The following is an 18,573-nucleotide window of genomic DNA, read 5'->3' on the forward strand; positions in this document are numbered from 1 at the left end:
GCACCACCGGCACCGTCCGCAGCGCCTTCGCCAGCCCACCGGCCCCCGTGGTCTCCTGGCCGACGCAGCCGCAGTCCAGCGGAAACGTCTCGTCGCTGATCCGGGCCGCCTGCCCGCCCACCCGCAGCTGGATGATCACCATGTCCGCGTCGGCGAGCCCGGCGGCGAGGTCGTCGGTCCACGTGAGACGGCCGGGATGCCCGTGGCGGGACAGGATGCGCCGGGCGAACGGGCCGATCACGGCGAGCCGGTCGGCCGCCGGGTCGATCAGCACCAACTCGTCGAACGGGCCGGAGCGGGCGAACCCGTCGACCAGTTCGGGCGTGTACGTCGACCCGCCGCCGACGACCGCCAGCTTCATCCCTTCACCCCCGTGAGTGTGACGCCCTGCACGAATGCCTTCTGGGCGAAGAAGAAAACGATGATCACCGGTGCCATCACCAGCACAGTGGCCGCCATGACGAGGTTCCATTCGACGTGGTGCAGATGTTTGAACTGCGACAGGGCCAGCGAGAGCGTCCACTGGTCCTGGCTCTCGCTGGTGTAGAGCAGCGGCCCGTAGTAGTCGTTCCAGGTGAAGAAGAACTGGAAGATCGCGGTGGCGGCGATCCCCGGCCGCGCCATCGGCAGGACGACCCGCAGCAGCACCTGCCACTCGCCGCAGCCGTCGATGCGGGCCGCGTCGAGGTAGTCGGCCGGGATGGTCAGCAGGAACTGGCGCAGCAGGAAGATGCTGAACGCGTCACCCGCCAGCATCGGCAGGATCAGCGGCCACAGCGTGCCGGTCAGGCCGACGTCGGCCCACATCAGGTACAGCGGGACCGTGACCACCTGCGGCGGCAGCATCATCATGCAGATCACCACGACGAACGTCGCGTTGCTGCCGCGCCACCGCAGCTTCGCCAGCGCGTAGGCGGCGGGCACGCTCGACAGCAGCATGAACAGCGTCGCCAGCACGCTGTACATCAGCGTGTTCCCGAGGTACCGCAGCATCGGGACCTGGGTGAAGATCGTGACAAAGTTCTCCGGGTGCCACGACGACGGCCACCAGTCGCTCGTGAGCGCCTGCTCGCTGGTCATGAACGCGGTCAGCAGGACGAACCCGAACGGCGCCAGGAACATCACCGCCACGGCGATCGCGATGCTGTGCCGGGCCACACCAAGCAGCCAGGACTGCCTCATCCGCGCTCACCTCCGGCGACGAACACCCGGAACCGGCGCAGCAGCACCAGGGTCACCGCGAAGGCGACCAGGAACAGCATCACGGCGAGCGCGTTCGCGTAACCCATGTCGTAGAAGCGGAAACCCGAGACGTAGAGGTGCAACGGGTAGGTCAGCAGCGCCTGGTCGGGGTAGCCGAACGTCGACGAGATGCCGCCGCCCGTGGTGGCCTTGCCGCTGGCCACGCTCGCCGCGACCGCGGCCTGGGTGAAGAACTGCAGGGTCTGGATCACGCCGGTGATGCCCGCGAACATCAGCACCGGCGAGATCGACGGCAGGGTGATGAACCGGAACTTCTGCCAACTGCTCGCGCCGTCGATCGAAGCCGCCTCGTACAGCGGCTTCGGCACGTCGAGCAGCCCGGCCAGGAAGATCACCATCAGGTCGCCGACCGCCCAGGTGCCCAGCAGCACCAGCGACGGCTTGGCCCACTCCGGCGAGTCGAACCACAGTGGACCGTCCACACCGAACACCGCGAGCAGCTCGTTCACCGGCCCGGTGGCCGGGTTGAACAGGAAGACGAACGCGATCGTCGCGGCCACCGGGGGAGCGAGAGCGGGCAGGTAGAAGATGATCCGGAACACCGACCCGCCGCGTTTCACCGTGGTCAGCAGCATCGCCGTCGCCAGCGCCGCCAGCATCCGCGCCGGGACCAGGAAGACCACCAGCCAGAGGGTGTTCGCCGCCGCCGTCCACGCCGTCCGGTCACTGGTGAACAGGTGCTCGTAGTTGCGCAGCCCCACCCATTGCGGGGCGGTGAGGAGGTCGAACCTGGTGAAGGAGAAGTAGATGGCCGACAGCAGCGGGTAGACGAGGAAAACCGAGATCCCGATGAGCGCGGGGGTCAGGAAGCTCAGCACGGTCAGCCGGTGCCGCCACCGCCGCAGGTCAGCTCCGCGACGGTGGGGCACCCCCCGGCTGGGAACCGCGGGCCGCGTGACGTCGGTGACGGTCGCCGCCATCAGCGCCCGAGTTCCAATGCCTGGTTGATCCGCGTGTCCAGGTCGGCCAACCCCTTCCTGAGATCGGGGTGGCTGCCGCCGAGGTAGGCGTCGACGAACTCCTGGGTCAGCTCCACGTACTTCGGCCCGGCCGCGTTGGGCGGGGTGGTCGCGGTCTTGGGGTGGGCGAAGATGTCCAGGAACGTCTTGAAGTGCGGGTCGGCCTCGAGCTTGTCGGACTTGAGGGCGTCGCGGGTGCTGGGCACGTTCTTGATCGCGTTCGACAGGGTGACGATCTGGTCGGTGTCGGTGGTGAGGAAGCGGACGAGTTCCCAGGCGGCTTCGGGGTTCTTGGCGTTGGCCGAGATGCCCGCGATGTTGCCGGTGACGTAGCCCGCGCCGTAGCGGTCCTGCGAGCCGTCGGGGACCGGTAGGGGAGCGGTGCCGAAGTCGATGGTCGGCGCCTGCTCCCGCAGGAACGCCACCCGGTACTCGCCGTCGACCGCGATCGCGACCTTCGACTGGTGGAAGGCGTTGTCCGCGCTCCACTCGTCACCCAGGCCCGAGGTGAACTTCGTCAGGTTGTCGTGGCCGTACCAGTCCACCAAGTCCTTGTGCCACTTGAGCATCTCCTGCCACCGGGCGTCGCCGCCGATGGCCGACTTCTCCTCGGCGGTCAGCCACTGCGCGTTCCACACCGGGGCCATGTGTGAGGGGACGTTCTCGTAGAAGTTCAGCAGCGGCACGAAACCGGCGACCTCGATGGTCCCGTCCGGCGCGCGCTTGGTGAGCTTCTTCGCCATGTCGGCCAGCTCGGCCATCGTCTTCGGGGCAGCGGTGTAGCCCGCGTCCGCCAGGAGCTTCTTGTTGAAGTACAAGCCATACACGTCGGCGAGGAAGGGCATCGCGCACCGCTTGCCGCGGTACTCGGTGTAGCTACGGACCGTGTCGGGGAACTGGCCCAGGTCCACCTTGTCCCGCTCGATGTAGGGCTTCAGGTCGCGCCAGGCCGCGCTGGAGCAGAACTTGCCGACGATGTCGGTGGAGTACGACAGGCCGACGTCGGGGCCGTTGCCCGCCGAGATCGCCTGCAGCATCTTGGTGTCGTCCTGGCCGGAGGTGATCTTCACGTCGATCTTGGGGTGGGCGGCCTTGAACGCGGCGACGGCGTCCTCGATCGACTTGGCCTCGCGGCCGGTGAAGAAGTGCCAGAACTCCACGGTGCCGGAGGTTTCCTGCCCCGCGGGGGCCACGGCGGTGTCCGTGGATCCTCCCGGTGTGCAGGCGGTCGTGATCAGCAGTGCGGCGGCAGCGGCTAACAGGGATCGCTTCATGGGATCTCCGAGGGGGACGGGATGGGGTTGCCGCACGAGGTGCAGCAGGTACCTAAGGGGACCGTGACGGCGGATGACCACGGCTACAACGCATCCGCGGTCGTCGGTGTAGGTGACCAGGCTTATGAATTTCGGGGAGGCGGCACAGCGAGCAGCGCGGCGCGCACGGCCGCGAGAGTGGCGTCGAGGGCGCCCAGCAGGACGACGTCGTCGGTGAGGCTGGTGGCGGCCACGGTGGTGTCGAGCACGGAGACGGAGCGCAGAGCGGTGCTCACGGCGTCCTGCAGGGCGGTGCCGCCCGCCTGCCCGACCTCGCCGCTGAGCACGACCAGCGGCGGGTCCAGCACCGCGACGACGGCGGCGAGTCCGACCGCGACCCGGACGGCCAGTTCTTCGAGGAAGGGGGAGTCGTGCGGTCGGGCGCACGCGGCGGCCACCGCGTCATGGCCGGTGTCGGCGGTGATCCCGTGGCGCAGGGCCAGTTCCCGGATCGCCGGGCCGCCGACGAGGTCCTGGAAGTCCTGCACGCCTTGGAGTTGGCCCGGCAGCCCGACCGGGATGTACCCGATCTCGCCCGCCCCGCCCCTGGCGCCGCGCAGCAGCTTGCCGCCCAGGTCGATGGCCAGACCGAGCCCGTCGCCGAGCCACAGCAGGGCGAACCCGTCGGAGCCTGCCGCGATACCCCGGCTGCGTTCGGCGACCGCGGCGAGGTTGACGTCGTTGTCGACGCTCACCTCGGTCCGCAGCCGCGACCGGATCTCGCCGATCAGCCCCGGGCGCGACCACCCCGGCACGTCGACGTAGCGGATCACGTCCGCGCGCTCGTCGTAGGAGCCGGGCACGCCGAGCTGGACGTGGTCGAGCTTGCGCAGCGGGACCCTGGCCTGCTTGCAGGCCGCCCGGATCGCGCCCGCCACGGCCTCGACCGGGTCTGTGGCCTCGAAGTCGACTGTGGTCTCCTCGCGCACCCGGGCCTGGCCGGTGAGGTCGCAGACCGCCGTGACCAGGGTGTTCGTCGGCGTGCTGAGGGTGAGCGCGGCGGCGTAGGCGGCGTCGGGGTTGACCGCGTAGACGTCGGCGTTGCGGCCCGGCCCACCGGTGGTCTGGCCGACGACCTTGGCCAGTCCCGCTTCCTGCAGCCTGCGCATCACCTCCGACGTGGTGGGCTTGGCCAGCCCGGTCAGCTCGCGCAGGTGTCCGCGGGTGAGCGGCCCGTGCTCCAGCAGGAGTCCGAGCGCCGCGGTCTCGTTGATCTCGCGGAGCAGGCGTGACGAGCCGGCCAGTTGGTCCACGTCAGGTCCCGGTTCTTCGGCGTCATGCGAACAATTAGTTAGGCAGACTGTCTAACTAATGGCGAAACGTAGGACCGTCGGGCGGGTGCCGTCAAGGGGTCTGACCCTCTTGGTCTAGACCAGAATTTCCCGTTATTGGTTTGCCACGGTTCCTTCGGCCGATAAGATCGTCGCCGTGACTGCCGGGTCGGCCATGGGCCACGAGCGAGTAAGCGGTCCGGCGAACGCTTGACCGCCGGGCGGGCCAGAGGCCCGCCTTCTGTTGTCTCCGCGCGTTTCCGCGCGATTCCACCTGAAGCTGAGTAGCGGCCGCGCTTCCGTGCGCCCTTGACACCAACAGCCATGGAGACAACACACCTATGCCCAACCCGTTCAACCAGCGAGTCATCGACGAGTTCCGCGCCAACGCGGGCCAGGTCGGCGGCCAGTTCGAAGGTTCCCGCCTGCTCCTGCTCACCACCACCGGCGCCCGATCCGGCGCCCGCCACACCAACCCCCGTCAGCTATCTGCCCGACGGAGGTGACCGCGTGCTGGTCATCGCCTCCGCGAGCGGCTCGGCCGATCACCCGCACTGGTACACCAACCTGCTGGCCGACCCGCTGGTCCAGGTCGAGGACGGCGTCTTCACCTACGAGGCCCGGGCGACCGTCCTGACCGGCGCCGAACGCGACGAGATCTACGCCCGTGCGGTCGAGGACGACTCCGAGTGGGCCGACTATCAGGCCAAGACGGACCGGGTCATCCCCGTGGTGGCCTTGGAGCAGGTCTCCGGCGGCCCACCGAACGGCGCGACGTTCGGCGAGGCCCTCAAACGCATCCACGGCGCGTTTCGGCGGGAGCTGGCGCTGATCCGCACCGAGATCGCCAAGTCCGGCCCGCGGCTGGGCGCACAACTGCGGGTGAACTGCCTGACGATGTGCCACGGCCTGCACATTCATCACACCCATGAGGACCAGGGGATGTTCACGGCCCTGGAGGCGGGGCGCCCCGAGTTGGCCCCCGTCCTGGAGCGCCTGCGGGCCGAACACGAGAAGATCGCGCTCCTCCTCGCCCACCTCCAGCAAGTCATCTCCACCGTCGGCGCGGACCCCCGGGTGGTCCTCGCCGAGGTCGAGCGGCTTACGGAGGAACTCGAACGCCACCTCGACTACGAGGAGGAGCAGCTGATCCCGGTCATCGACGGCGTCTGACGATGGCGAGCCGGCCGAGAGTGTGAGAGAATTTTGTTCTCAGTCTCTCACGGAGGTGCGAATGGGCTCCGTCGATCGGTCCCACGACGAATTCGTCACCGACCCCGAGCTGCCGCCACGCCCCCTCGGGCCGGACTCGGTGGCTTGGCGGGTCAGCGGCGACCGGCTCGCAATCCTCGTCGGCGGGGCGGCGTTGCTGCTGCAGGTCGCGCACCCGGTCGTCGGCGCGGGGGTGAAGGAGCACTCGAACTTCAGGGCGGATCCGTGGAAGCGGCTCGACGACACCCTGCAGTCCCTGTTCTCCCTCATCTTCGCCGGCGACCGGGCCCTCGACGAAGCCGCCCGCCTGCGTGAACTGCACAAGACGATCAAAGGTGTCGACCAGCACGGCGAGCGCTACCACGCGTTGAACCCCGAGGCGTACTGGTGGGTGCACGCCACCCTCTTCGAGACAACCCTGGGGTACAAGGACCTGCTCGGCGAGCGCATCACCGTGCCCGACCAAGAGCGGATGTACGCGGAATGGCGGCAATTGGGCCGGATACTCGGCCTGCGCAACCACCACATGCCCGACACCCTCGCCGGTTTCCACGACTACTTCGCCGACGTCGTCGAAACCCGTTTGGAGGACAACGACTCGGTGCGCGACGTGCTCGACTCCGTGCAGCTCAGGGGTGTCCCCAAGCCGCCAGTGTGGTTCGTCCCCGGCTTCGCCTGGAACCTGGCCAAACCAGTCAACCGCGAACTGCTGCGCCTCACCACGGTGGGCTTGCTGCCGCCAAGGATGCGTGAACTCGCCGGTCTGAACTGGACGGCAGGCGACGAGAAGCGCTTGCGGCGCATCGGAAAGACGATCGCCATGGTCGGAAAGCGCACACCCGCCCGACTGCGCCTCTACAAGATCGCCTACGAAGCCAAGCGAACGGCGGGCCTGCTGTGATCACCGACGCCGACCAGACAGAAATCCTCGACGGCGCCTTATCGGCGTTCCTGGAGTTCGGCATCCGCCGCACCAGCATGGGCGAAGTCGCCAAACGCTCGAACCTCAGCCCGGCCACCCTGTACCGCAGATTCGCGCAGAAGAACGACATCGTCCGCGCCGTGGCCACCCGCGAGGCCCTGCGCCTGATCGAAGAGGTCGACGCGCGGATCGATACGAGCGCATCGGGGGAGGAACAGGTCGTCGAGGGCTTCGTCGCCTTCACCCAAGGTGTGCGCCGCAACAAGCTGCTCACCCGACTGCTGGTCACCGAGCCGGAGCTGACACTGCCGCTGCTGACCACCGAGGCAGGTCCGTTCCTGGCCATGGGTCGCCACTACCTCGCCGGTATCACCCGACGACTGCAGGCCGAGGGCAAGCTTCAAACGTACGAACCGGAACCAGTAGCCGAAATCCTCGCTCGGTTGGCCCTGTCACTGGTCCTCACTCCAGACGGAGTTATACCGGTCGACGACGGTGCGGCCGCCCGAAATTTCGCCCGCGACCACATCACACCCTTGGTACGGCTGACATAGAACGCACCGCCGGAAACGCGGCCAGTGCGAACTACCGCCCAGAGTCCGACCGCCCGAACAACACAACGGCGATCACGGCATAGATCAGATTCCCCGCAAACCTCAAAGCCGTGCGCAAGCCGCGCGGCTGGAGCTCAATCGTGGTCATACCACCACTCTGACCGCCCACCCAGTGCCCCCGCGTCGTCCTGACGTCGTCAACCGCCGTCCACCCCCGGTAGGAGCCGACCCTGAGCCCAACCCTGAGCAGCACAGCAAAAGGGGCGTGATCCGAAGATCACGCCCCCACGGTTGCGGCGAGTCTCAGCCGTTGACCGAGTTGTCGTTGCAGGCGACGTAGTCGGCGGTGTGGCCGACGGTCAGGGCCTCGATCGGGCCGTTCCACTGCCACGGCGCCACGCAGAGGTTGTCGAGAACGCTCATCTGGTGGCCGCCGCCGCCGCTGTTGATGGTGTTGCCGTTGCAGGCGACGTAACCGGAGGTGTGGCCTGCGGTCAGGGCCTCGATCGGGCCGTTCCACTGCCACGGGGCGACACAGAGGTTGCCCAGGACGGACATGGAGTGGCCGTGGCCCGGCTCGGTGGCGATGTTCTGGGGGTCCGCAGTGGCGGTCCCGGCGGTTGCGAATCCGGTGATCAGCGCCGCGCCGGTGACGACCGCGGCGGCGAAAGTCCTCTTAAACAAGGGAAACCTGATTTCTGTCGGGAAACGGTTCACGGGTGGCGGGGCTGCCACCACGGCCACCTTGCCCACCCCACGGCGTGTCCCGCCGCCGCCACACGCACTTGTCACCCGACCCGTGGACCCCGATCATTCGATCGGGCAACCTATGCGGGTCACGATTACCCACCTGGTGACGATCTTCCCGAAAGAGTCGCACGAAATTGCGTGCGTCCATTCCGGACTCGGAAACGCCATGGTCAGACCGGAAACTACCGGAGGTCAGGCCCACCGCTCAGGTGAACAGTCCTCTGTGGTGTGCCCCAATGGGTGATCATACTGCCCCGATCGGTGTAATAGAGGCGACCGAACGCGCGATGTGGGTGTACGCAGCGGAGTAACAGCGTCGTCACGTCCCGTGGCCCCTGGAGGCACGCATGTTCTGGCATCGTCAGTTTCTATGACGGCGGCCACGGTGTTGACGGCAGGGTTCCTGCTGCCGTTCGCCGGGCTCAACGCGGCGGCGAATGTGCTCCCGACGTCCCCACCGGACGTCGTGGTGCCCAACCAGACCGGCGGCTTCCAGCTCGACGGCAACCTGCAGCCGGGCGTGTTCAACCCCGCCCCGCCCGCGGGCAGCATCGACTGGACCGACGTAAACCCGCCACCGCAGCCCTACGCCCAGGACCCGATCGGCAACCTCGATCCCACGGTTTATGACCAGGGCTCCAAGGAGACCGTCGACCCGGACGAGTGGACCAGCGCGGGCAACGCGGGCGCGCCGCAGAAGGGCGACTTCGGCAACATCTACTTCCACGCCCGCATCTACGACGTGAACCCCACCGCGATCGTCGACAACCGGGTCTTCATGTTCTTCGGCTACGAACGCGCGTTCAACAGCGGCAGCCTGGACATGGCGGTCGAGCTCAACCAGCTCCCGAACCACATCAACCCCAAGGGCATCTCCGTCCCCACCCGCACGCCGGGCGACGTCCGTCTGTTCGTGAACAACCAGGGCAGCCAGAACCTCGAGATCGGCGGCGAGTACAACATCTGGACCGGCTCCGACTGGGGCCCGGACGTGCCGCTCGCCGCGAACATCGTCGGCAGGCTCAACGACAGCCCCATCACCGAGCCGTACAACAGCGCTGTCGCCGTCAACGGCCAGGTTCCGCTGCAGCAGTTCATCGAGTTCGGCGTGGACATGACCGGCGCGGGCATGGTCCCGCCGACCTGCCCGCTCGACATCTACTTCGGCTCGATGAACCTGCGCTCACGCGCCGCGCCCGCCGAGCCCTCGGAGCTCAAGGACTTCGTCACCGCCGCGATCAGCACCCCGTCGCTGTGCACCCGCCTGCGGATCGAGAAGCGCACCCCCGGCGGCGACCTGCTCCCCGGCGCGACGTTCCTGATCACCCCGAACCCGGACACCGGGGCTGGTTCGATGACCGCGGTCGACGGCGGCGCGAACGACCGCACGCCCGCGGGCACCCAGGCGCCCGCGGACGGGCTCATCGACTTCCCGCAGGCCAAACCCGGGTCGTACACGGTCACCGAGTCCGCCCCGCCGCCCGGCTACGTCGCGGTGACGGCGCCGACCACGAAGACCTGCCCGACCCAGGGCTCCTGCACGTTCGTCTTCGTCAACGACCTGGGCTCCCTCGTCTTCCACAAGCGCGACGACGCGGGCCAACCCCTCGGCGGGGCCACGTTCACCCTCGCCGCGACCGGTGGCGCCGCCGCCGCGCCGCCGTGGGACCTCGACGCCGCCCCGGTCATCATCGCCGACTGCGTGGCTTCCCCCTGCTCCGGCCGCGACACGAACGCCGCCGCCGGCGAGTTCGCCGTCACCGGCCTGCCGACCGGCACCTACAACCTCGTCGAGACCGCCGCCCCTGCCGGGTACGACGCCGACCCCGACACCGTGCCCGTCACGGTCACCGGGACCAACCCGGTCGAGGTCGTCGCCCCCTTCGTCGACCCGCGCGAGGTCGGCTGGGTCCGCGTGGTCAAGCGCCTGGCCGACGCCGCGGGCGCCCCGGTGACACCGGCGGACGTGGCCGCGCTCGACGGCGCGACCTTCGTGGCCTACCAGGACGCCAACGGCAACGGCGCCATGGACGCGGGCGAGGAGGCCCACCTGTGGCCGAACCCGCCCGCCGACGGCACCGACATCGCGACCTGCACCGTCAGCGGCGGCCTGGGCTACTGCGACATCGGCCCGCTCGCCACCGGCGCCTACCGGATCACCGAGACCGCCGCGCCGCCGTTCACCACCTCCGCCGGCGACGTGAACGTCACCGTGACCGAGACGCCGTCCACGGCGCCGGTCCTGGTCGACTTCACCAACGTGCTGACCCCGATCGACATCACCCTCGACAAGGCCGGCCCGGCCACGGCAAACGTCGGCGACCTGATCACCTACACGTTCACCGTGGTCACCAGCGGGCCGCGCCTGCACGACGTGACGCTCGTGGACGACACCGGTGTGTGTGTCGCGGCGCCGGTCCACCAGTCCGGTGACGACGGCGACGGGTTCCTCGAAGCGGGGGAGTCGTGGGTTTACACGTGCCGGCACACGGTCACGATGAGCGATCCCGACCCGCTGCCCAACACGGCCACGGTGACCGGGACCGACGACTTCGGCCGCACGGTGAGCGACAACGACACCCATCTTGTCGACATCCTGTACCCGGACGTCACGGTGCTGAAGTCGGGCAACGGCCCGATCAGCGCCGGTGCGACCGCGAGCTTCACGCTCACCCTGACCGTGGGCGGCGACGACGGCTCGATCGCCCGGTCGGTCACCTTGAACGACCCGCTGCCCGCGGGGCAGGCGTGGTCGGTCGACCCGGCCGTGACCGGCTGCGTGATCGCGGCGAACACGCTGACCTGCGCCTTCGGTGACCTCGCCCAGGGCGGTAGCCGGGTCGTCGTGGTCACCGCGCCGACCGGCCCCGCCGACTGCGGGACGATCGACAACACGGTCACCGTCGGTGCGAGCAACGAGCCGGTTCCCGCGCAGGGCAACAACTCCGCGTCCGCGTCGATCACCATCCAGTGTCCGAACGTGACCGTGGTGCAGACTGCCGAGATGGGCACGATCAGCGCGGGCGAGGTCGCCCGGTTCACCGTCACGTGACCAACTCGGGGACCGGCACTGCGTCCGGGGTGACCCTGTCCGATCCGCTGCCCGCGGGTGTGGCGTGGGTGGAGAACCCGGATGTGGCGCAGTGTTCGATCACGGCGGGAGTCCTCAGCCGCGACTGGGGAACGTTGGCTCCCAACGCCTCTGTATCGGTGACTGTTGAGGGCGTGACGGACGCGGCCGACTGCGGTGTCCTCACAAACACGGCCAGGGTCTCGGCGGCCAACGAGACAGACACCTCCGACAACAGTGCGACCGCGACCGTCACGGTCAACTGCCCGGACCTGGTCATCACGAAGACGACCGACACCGGGTCGATTATCGCGGGCGACCTCGCGCGGTTCACCGTCACCGTGACCAACAGCGGCCCGGGCACGGCCACCGCAGTGCATCTCTCCGACCCGCTCCCGGCGGGCATCGACTGGGTGGAGACCCCCGACGTCGCCGAGTGCGCGATCACCGCGGGGACGCTCACCTGTGACTGGGCGACGCTCGCGCCGGACGTGTCGGTCGTCGTGGTCGTGGAAGGGCTGACCGACGAGGCCGATTGTGCGGTCCTGACGAACACGGCCACGGTGTCGGCGGCCAACGAGGCCGACACCGGCGACAACACCGCGACCGCGACGATCACGGTGACCTGCCTGCCGAACGTCGCGGTCGAGAAGACCGCCGACAACGGCACCATCGCCGCGGGTGAGACCGCCGCGTTCACCATCACCGTCACCAACGTCGGCGCGGGCGACGCGCAAGCGGTCACCCTCACCGACGATCTGCCCGACGGGATCGCGTGGACGGCCGACAACGAGCTCTGCGAGATCGCCGACGGTGTCCTGATCTGCGAGTTCGGCACGATGGCCACCAACGCCTCGCACGTGGTGCACCTGACGGGCACGACGGCGGTCGCGAACTGCGGTGTCCTCACCAACACCGCCGTCGTGGACGCCGCCAACGAGCCGGCCAGGGCCGCTGACGCCGAGGACAACAACACGTCCACGGCGACGATCACCGTGCTCTGCGCGGTCGACATCGGCATCGACAAGTCCGGCCCGACCACCGCGAAGGTGGGCGACACGATCACCTACACCTTCAAGGTCACCAATGTCGGCCACACCCCGCTGACCACGGTCACGCTGACCGACCCCATCTGCGACGGCGACTCCCTCACCTACACGGCCAAGGGCGACGGCGACGCGGTACTCGCCGTCGGCGAGGTCTGGACGGCGATGTGCGCGCACGTGGTCAAGGCGACCGACCCGGACCCGCTGCCGAACACGGCGACGGTCACCGGCACCGCCGCCGACGGCCGCACCACCCCGACCCGGACCGACACCCACGTCGTCGACATCCTGCAGCCGCCGGTGCCGACACCGAGGCCGCCGCTGCCCGCGACCGGCGTGAACGTGCTGCCGTTCGGCGTGCTCGGCGGGATGTTGTTGCTGCTGGGCGGGGTGATCCTTGGGATCACGCGCCCACGGCGTCGATAGCGTCGCAGGGGCAGGTCAGCGGGCGCCGGCCTGCCCCGTGAGGTCGACGGCGCGAAGTTGACGCGGATCCCGCGCTTCATCAGGGTCTGCGCCATCGCGTACGTCCCCGCGATGACCGCGCCCATGGTGGCCGAGTAGTCGATGAGCTTCTTGTTGCCGCGCAACCCGTTGACCGACGCGGTGTTGATCGCCGACCCGTCGCCCAGGTGCGGCAGGGCCGCGTTGGTCACCCGGAAGAGCTGTGGATGTTCACCTCGAACGTCCGCAGCCACTGCTCGTCGGTGATGTCCTCCGGCCGCTCGACCTCCGCCTGCGTCGCGATGTTGTTCACCAGGATGTCGAGCCCGCCCAGGTGGTGCACGGTGGGTCGACGACGTCGACGCAGTGCGCGCGGGAACCCAGGTCGCCGGGCAGCAGCACACACTTGGACCCCGCGTCGCGCACGAGTCGGGCGGTGTCCTCGGCGTCGTCGTGCTCGCTGAGGTAGGCGATGGCGATGTCGGCGCCCTCCTTCGCGAAGGCGATGGCGACGGCCCGGCCGATGCCGGAGTCGCCGCCGGTGATGAGCGCGGACTTCCCGGCCGGCAAATCCCGACCCACGTAGTCGGCCATCGTGTCCCGAGGCTGAGGTCGCATCGATTCAGTGTCGCCGGGTGGCCGCTGCCGCTGAGGGGGCTGTTCGCCGGTGCTGGTCATGGTGCGGCTACCCGCCGCCTCGCGCGCGCAAACTGGTTAAACCGGCGGCGGATGGGTACTCGAAACGCACTGGGAACGGAGGTCGCTGTGGACAGCACGATGCTGCGCGAGGTGATCCGGCATTCAGGGCCGTTCGCCTCCGTCTATCTGGACTTCTCCCACGACACCGAGGAGATCGACCAGGTCATGGCGCGCGTGTCGGCCCGACGCCGCGCCGAGCTACTCAAGGACTACCAGGTCGACGCCGAACAGGGCTTGCCCGCGGTGACGGCCGCACTGCGCGAAGCCAACGCCGAAACCCTGGTGGTGGCACCAGAAGCGCTGCGAGACCGCACCGTGTGGTGCTCACCGGCCGAACCGGCGCAAGTCGGCGTCGACGACCGCGCCCTACGCCTACCCCGACCTGACGGAGGTACCGGCAGCCGAAGCGCTGCCCGCCGCCGCCCTCGCCGTCGGGGCAACAGTTGTCATCGCACCCGTGGGCATGGAACTCGCCGACGGCGTCGGCGTGCGGCCACGGCACGGGGCAGGCTGAGGAGGAAGAAATGCTCAGCATGGGCGACCGCAGGCGACTCGAGGAGATCGAATCGCTGACCCGGGCGGCGGACCCCGACTTCGCCGACGGGCTGCGTGACTGGGATCCCGTGCCCCCACGCGACGACCGGCGGGCGCCGGTGGTGGCGTTGGGGATCGGGACCGCGCTGGTGCTGTTGGTGGCGACGCTCGCTGGGAATCTGGTGGTGATGCTTGGGGCGTTCATCGGGTTGGTTTGTGCTGTGGTGAAGTACCGGGTTTGTGTTCGGCGGTCGCATCTGTGGTCTCGGGAGGCTCGGTGGCGGCCTCGGTGGTGAGCCTGCTCGCCTGCGGCATCGTGGGGCGGCTCGCCTGCGGCCTCGCGGGACGAAGCGGTGGCGGGTTGCCGTCCTTGCCGTGCCCAGGGCGTCCAGGTAACTGCGTTCAGCACATCATCCAAGCGTTGCCGTTCTGGGAATGCCGTTCGTTGTCGTTGTGCGCCACCACCGGATTCGCGCAGTAAGTCCACTGTGGACTTCACCGCTGCGGCATCCGGCCCCATATCCCGGTCGAGCGCCGCGCCGGTGGACAGCAGGGCGGTGACCAGTTCCTCGTAGTGTTCCGGCGATTCCAGGTACGGCGTCGGGCCCGCGCACGGCCAGCGGGACCACTGCAGATGCCGGGTGCCGGCATAGCCGCTGTCGGTGCCGTCGTGGAACGGGGAGTTGGCCGACCACGCCAACAGAACCGGTGCCCAGGGCCTGAGGTGGTTGCACACCCGCACCGCGTCCGCTCGGTCGGAGATGCCGATGTGGACGTGGCAGCCGCAGGTCATCCCGCCGAACACGATGGGGGGTCATCGACGTCTGCTGCCGGGTTCGCGGCCCGGGGGCTGCTTCGGTCTGGGCAGTTGAGGACACTCGGGGACGGGCAGGCTCAGCCCGGGGCCCGGTTCGATGACGATCGGCCTGCCATGGTGCGACGTCGACAGTGGGCCGCCGGAGATGTGGCGGTAGTGGGCGGTGTCCCGGGTGATCTCGACCTGGATCCGGCTGCGGTGCACACACATCCGGAACGACACCCGGTCGAGCTCCGACGGTAGCCGTGGCGCGAACGTGGGAGTGCCGCCGTGGTCCCGGAAACCGCCCAACCCGGCCACGACACCGGCCCACGCGCCCGCGAGGGAAGCCATGTGCAGCCCGTTGCGGACGTTGTCGTGCAGGTCCGCGAGGTCGGTCATCGCCGCCTCGACGATGTAGTCGTAGGCGAGGCCCAGGTGCCCGACCTCGGCCGCCAGCACGGCCTGCGTGCCCGCCGACAGCGACGAGTCCCGCACCGTTCGCGCCTCGTAGTAGGCGAAGTTGGCGGCTTTCTGCTCCGGTGTGAACGCGTCGCCGCGCAGGTGCATGGCGAGGACCAGGTCGGCCTGCTTGACGACCTGTTTGCGGTAGAGGTCGAAGTACGGATAGTGCAGCAGCAGCGGGTACTTGTCCTTCGGCGTGCCCTCGAAGTCCCACTCCTGGTGCTGGGTGAAGCCCTCCGACTGCGGATGCACCCCGAGCAGGTCGTCGAACGGGATGACCATCTCCTCGGCCGCGCGCCGCCACGTCTCCAGCTCGTCGGGGGTGACGCCCAGTCGGTCGGCGACCTCCGGGTTGCGCCCGCACGCGGCGGCCGCCTCGGTCAGGTTCCGTTGCGCCATCAGGTTTGTGTAGACGTTGTTGTCGACGACCGCGGTGTACTCGTCCGGTCCGGTGACGCCGTCGATGCGGAACCCGCCGTGCTGGTCGTGGTGCCCGAGCGACGCCCACAGCCGCGCGGTCTCCACCAGCAGTTCCGTGCCGTACTCGCGGTCGAAGGTGTCGTCGGCGCACGCGCCGGTGTAGCGGGCGGCGGCGTCGGCGACCGCGGCGCTGACGTGGAACGCGGCCGTCCCAGCGGGCCAGTACGCCGAGCACTCGGCGCCGGTGATGGACCGCCACGGGAACGCCGCGCCCCGCTTGCCCAGCACCTTCGCCCGTTCACGCGCCTGCGGCAGGGTGCCGTGGCGCCACCGCAGGGCGTCGCGGGCCGCGTCGGGCATCGTGTAGGTGAGGACCGGCAGCACGAAGGTTTCCGTGTCCCAGAAGGCGTGCCCGTCGTAGCCCGGGCCGGTGAGCCCTTTGCCCGCGATGGCCCGGCTTTCTCCGCGCGCCCCCGCCTGCAGGATGTGGAACAGGGCGAACCGCACGGCCTGCTGCAGCCGCTCGTCGCCATCGATCTCGATGTCGGCGGCGGTCCAGAAGTCGTCGAGGAACGCGCGCTGCTCGCTGATCAGCCCCGCCCACCCGGTCTGCCGCGCGCCCGCCAGCGCCGCCTCGACCTGCGAGCGCAGCGCGGGCACCGACCGCTGCGCCGACCAGCCGTAACCGAGGTATTTGACCAGTTGGAGCTTCCCGCCCGCGGGCACGTCGACCGCCGCGGTCAGCCGGGCCAGGTCGCCCTCGGCGTGGATGTCGGTGCGCATGCCGTCGGGGGTGTCGATCTCGTGGTCCATCCCGGCGGCCGTCCGCAGCCCGGACTCCCGTGTGTGGTGCACCAGAACCGCGCCATAGCCGTCCGCGGCGGCGAAGTCGGCGACCAGCGGAGAGCGCAGCGCGGCCGCGACCCGGGGGTCCTTGCCGCGCGGCTCGATCGGCTCGTTGGCCAGCAGATCGGACTGCACGACGAGCTGGATGTCGTCGGCGGGTTCGATCTCGTAGTGGATCGCGGCGACCGCGCGCTGGGTGAACGACACCATGCGCTGCGACCGGATGCGGACCCGGCGCCCGGTCGGCGACTCCCACACCGTGTCCCGGCTCAGGATGCCGGTGCGGAAGTCGATCCACCGCTGGTGGGCGAGGGTGCGGCCGTAGCGCAGGTCCAGCGGCTCGTCCTCGACCAGCAGCCGGATGATCTTGCCGTCGGTGACGTTGACGATCGTCTGGCCGTCCTCGGGGTAGCCGTACCCGATCTCGGCGTACGGCAGCGCGTGCGACTCGTAGAACCCGTTGAGGTACGTGCCCGGCAACCCGACCGGCTCACCTTCCTCCAGCGTCCCGCGCATCCCGATGTGCCCGTTGGCCAGCGCGAACGTGGACTCGGTGCGGTGCAGCTGGTCGATCGCGAGGCCGCGCCACCGCAGCTCCCACGGCGAGATCTCGTAGCCCTTCACGACTCGTCCAGCAGTTCGGCGAGGTCGAGCACGACGATGTCGGCGCCGTTGGCCCGCAGTTCCTCGGCCTGGTCGGCCCGGTTCACACCGACGACGAACCGGAACCCGCCGTCGTGGCCCGCCTTGACCCCGGCCAGCGCGTCCTCGAACACCGCGGTCGTCGCGGGGGTCGCGCCGAGATCGGCCGCGCCTGCGAGGAACGAGTCCGGCGCGGGTTTGCCGCGCAGCTTGCGCTCGCCGATGGTCAGCCCGTCGATCCGGGCCTGGACGAACCGGGTCAGCCCGGCCGCGTCGAGCACCCTGGCCCCGTTCGCCGACGAGGTGACGACGCCGATGGCGAGCCCGGCCCTGTGCGCTGCCTCCAGATACGCCACCGAGCCGGGGAACGGCTGGACGCCCTGGTTTTCGATGATCTTCAGCACCAGGCCGTTCTTCCGGTTGCCGACGCCGTTGACGGTCGGGTCGTTCGGATCGTCGTCGGGCAGCCCCTCGGGCAGCGTGATCCCGCGCGAGGCGAGGAAGGTGCGCACCCCGTCGGCGCGCGGCCTGCCGTCCACATAGGCGGCGTAGTCGCGTTCGCTGAACGGCGGCTCATCCGGCCCGGCATGGGCGGCCAGGAACTCGTCGAAGGTCTGCTTCCAAGCGATCTCGTGCAGCGCCGCCGTGCTGGTCAGCACGCCGTCGAGGTCGAACAGGCAGGCCGTCACGTCGTCGGGCAATCCGATCACCAGTCCGACGCTACCGGCGCGCCGCCCAGTCGGCAGGACGCGCGATCACCCGGCCCCGGTGACGATCGGGACGATGTGGGCGTGGGCGAACTCCAGCAGGTCGGCCTCGGTGCTCAGGGCGAGATCCGCCCGGGGCGTGACGATGAACGAGTGCGCCAGCCGCACCACGATCTCGGCGCGGGCGCGGAGGTCGTCGGCGCGGGCGAGCAGGCCGTCGTCGACCGCCTTGTCGAGCAGTTCGACCAGCCCACTGATCGCCAGTGACATGGCGCTGCCCGCCTCGGTGGTCATCTTCGGCAGCGCGGTGTCCGGCTCCAGCTTCAGCAGCCGGTTGAACAGAGGATGGGTCCACAGCAGGTGCACGATTCGGGCGAACACGATCGCGACCCGGTCCGCCGCCGTGTCCGCCTTGTCAGCCACCAGGAACACCTCGTCGAACGCCCGGCGGGCTTCCCGGTTGGACACCGCCACCACGACGTCGCTCTTCGACCCGAGCCGCCGGTAGACGGTCACCCGGTCGACCCCGGCCCGGCGCGCGATGTCCTCCAGCGTGGTCCGGCGGATGCCGACGTCGGTGAACAGGTCGCGCGCGGCGTCGAGGATTCGGCCGGTCGACAAGTCGCTGCTGGTCACGGGTCCACCCTACTTCTCAGATGC

At 69.3% G+C, this 18,573-nt stretch carries 15 protein-coding genes and 3 pseudogenes; 7 read left to right on the forward strand and 11 right to left on the reverse strand.

The window, feature by feature from the left end:
• From ACRDSQ_RS17275 to ACRDSQ_RS17295, 5 genes and pseudogenes are all read right to left on the reverse strand, one after another.
• A pseudogene (locus ACRDSQ_RS17275) lies at positions 1-361 on the reverse strand (6-phospho-beta-glucosidase); the annotation flags it as partial.
• A complete protein-coding gene (locus ACRDSQ_RS17280; RefSeq protein WP_431422406.1) occupies positions 358-1,182 on the reverse strand; it encodes a carbohydrate ABC transporter permease in 825 nt (274 codons plus the stop codon). The pseudogene ACRDSQ_RS17275 and the gene ACRDSQ_RS17280, both read right to left, overlap by 4 nt.
• Positions 1,179-2,183 carry a carbohydrate ABC transporter permease gene (locus ACRDSQ_RS17285; RefSeq protein WP_431422408.1) on the reverse strand — a complete coding sequence of 335 codons (1,005 nt, stop codon included), beginning with the start codon at positions 2,181-2,183 and terminating at the stop codon, positions 1,179-1,181. Before ACRDSQ_RS17285 ends, ACRDSQ_RS17280 begins: the two co-directional genes overlap by 4 nt.
• Positions 2,183-3,496: an ABC transporter substrate-binding protein gene (locus ACRDSQ_RS17290; protein WP_431422411.1), complete on the reverse strand. Its 1,314-nt coding sequence runs from the start codon at positions 3,494-3,496 to the stop codon at positions 2,183-2,185. Before ACRDSQ_RS17290 ends, ACRDSQ_RS17285 begins: the two co-directional genes overlap by 1 nt.
• Before the next feature lie 122 nt (positions 3,497-3,618).
• Positions 3,619-4,788 (reverse strand): ROK family protein, encoded by a 1,170-nt coding sequence (locus ACRDSQ_RS17295; RefSeq protein WP_431422412.1) that lies wholly within the window; start codon positions 4,786-4,788, stop codon positions 3,619-3,621.
• A gap of 359 nt (positions 4,789-5,147) precedes the next feature.
• Here ACRDSQ_RS17295 and ACRDSQ_RS17300 point away from each other — a divergent pair, with 359 nt between their 5' ends.
• The 4 genes from ACRDSQ_RS17300 to ACRDSQ_RS17315 all read left to right on the forward strand — a co-directional run bounded on the left by ACRDSQ_RS17300 (position 5,148) and on the right by ACRDSQ_RS17315 (position 7,494).
• Positions 5,148-5,312, forward strand: a complete 165-nt coding sequence (locus ACRDSQ_RS17300) for a nitroreductase/quinone reductase family protein (protein ID WP_431422415.1) — start codon at positions 5,148-5,150, stop codon at positions 5,310-5,312.
• A 4-nt stretch (positions 5,313-5,316) separates the two neighbouring features.
• Positions 5,317-5,979, forward strand: a complete 663-nt coding sequence (locus tag ACRDSQ_RS17305; RefSeq protein ID WP_431422417.1) for a nitroreductase/quinone reductase family protein — start codon at positions 5,317-5,319, stop codon at positions 5,977-5,979.
• A 61-nt stretch (positions 5,980-6,040) separates the two neighbouring features.
• Positions 6,041-6,919, forward strand: coding sequence for an oxygenase MpaB family protein (locus ACRDSQ_RS17310; RefSeq protein ID WP_431422419.1), 879 nt, complete (start codon positions 6,041-6,043; stop codon positions 6,917-6,919).
• Positions 6,916-7,494, forward strand: a complete 579-nt coding sequence (locus tag ACRDSQ_RS17315; protein WP_431422421.1) for a TetR/AcrR family transcriptional regulator — start codon at positions 6,916-6,918, stop codon at positions 7,492-7,494. The genes ACRDSQ_RS17310 and ACRDSQ_RS17315 overlap by 4 nt, the downstream gene beginning before the upstream one ends.
• 303 nt (positions 7,495-7,797) lie before the next feature.
• Here ACRDSQ_RS17315 and ACRDSQ_RS17320 read toward each other — a convergent pair whose 3' ends face one another.
• Complete coding sequence (locus ACRDSQ_RS17320) at positions 7,798-8,178, reverse strand: hypothetical protein (RefSeq protein ID WP_431422423.1); 381 nt, start codon at positions 8,176-8,178, stop codon at positions 7,798-7,800.
• Between the two features lie 436 nt (positions 8,179-8,614).
• Between ACRDSQ_RS17320 and ACRDSQ_RS17325 the strand changes: the two genes are divergently transcribed.
• Together ACRDSQ_RS17325 and ACRDSQ_RS17330 are read left to right on the forward strand one after the other, a co-directional pair.
• Positions 8,615-11,296, forward strand: a complete 2,682-nt coding sequence (locus ACRDSQ_RS17325) for a SpaA isopeptide-forming pilin-related protein (protein ID WP_431422425.1) — start codon at positions 8,615-8,617, stop codon at positions 11,294-11,296.
• Complete coding sequence (locus ACRDSQ_RS17330; protein WP_431422427.1) at positions 11,293-12,786, forward strand: DUF7507 domain-containing protein; 1,494 nt, start codon at positions 11,293-11,295, stop codon at positions 12,784-12,786. The genes ACRDSQ_RS17325 and ACRDSQ_RS17330 overlap by 4 nt, the downstream gene beginning before the upstream one ends.
• A gap of 46 nt (positions 12,787-12,832) precedes the next feature.
• Here ACRDSQ_RS17330 and ACRDSQ_RS17335 read toward each other — a convergent pair.
• Positions 12,833-13,482 (reverse strand): annotated as a pseudogene (locus tag ACRDSQ_RS17335) (SDR family NAD(P)-dependent oxidoreductase); the annotation flags it as partial.
• Between the two features lie 545 nt (positions 13,483-14,027).
• On the opposite strand from ACRDSQ_RS17335, the gene ACRDSQ_RS17340 reads away from it, so the two are divergent.
• Positions 14,028-14,333 carry a DUF3040 domain-containing protein gene (locus ACRDSQ_RS17340; RefSeq protein ID WP_431422428.1) on the forward strand — a complete coding sequence of 102 codons (306 nt, stop codon included), beginning with the start codon at positions 14,028-14,030 and terminating at the stop codon, positions 14,331-14,333.
• A gap of 239 nt (positions 14,334-14,572) precedes the next feature.
• Here ACRDSQ_RS17340 and ACRDSQ_RS17345 read toward each other — a convergent pair.
• The 4 genes and pseudogenes from ACRDSQ_RS17345 to ACRDSQ_RS17360 all read right to left on the reverse strand — a co-directional run.
• Positions 14,573-14,830, reverse strand: a pseudogene (locus ACRDSQ_RS17345) (carboxylate-amine ligase); the annotation flags it as partial.
• Between the two features lie 21 nt (positions 14,831-14,851).
• Positions 14,852-17,188, reverse strand: coding sequence for a glycoside hydrolase family 65 protein (locus ACRDSQ_RS17350; RefSeq protein WP_431422430.1), 2,337 nt, complete (start codon positions 17,186-17,188; stop codon positions 14,852-14,854).
• Positions 17,185-17,916 carry a beta-phosphoglucomutase family hydrolase gene (locus ACRDSQ_RS17355; RefSeq protein ID WP_431422433.1) on the reverse strand — a complete coding sequence of 244 codons (732 nt, stop codon included), beginning with the start codon at positions 17,914-17,916 and terminating at the stop codon, positions 17,185-17,187. The genes ACRDSQ_RS17350 and ACRDSQ_RS17355 overlap by 4 nt, the downstream gene beginning before the upstream one ends.
• Before the next feature lie 45 nt (positions 17,917-17,961).
• Entirely contained in the window at positions 17,962-18,549 is a 588-nt protein-coding gene (locus ACRDSQ_RS17360) for a TetR/AcrR family transcriptional regulator (protein ID WP_431422434.1), read from the reverse strand.
• Positions 18,550-18,573: the final 24 nt, after the last annotated feature.

Origin of the sequence: Actinokineospora sp. (assembly GCF_050699995.1) — a bacterium.
Classification (GTDB): domain Bacteria; phylum Actinomycetota; class Actinomycetes; order Mycobacteriales; family Pseudonocardiaceae; genus Actinokineospora.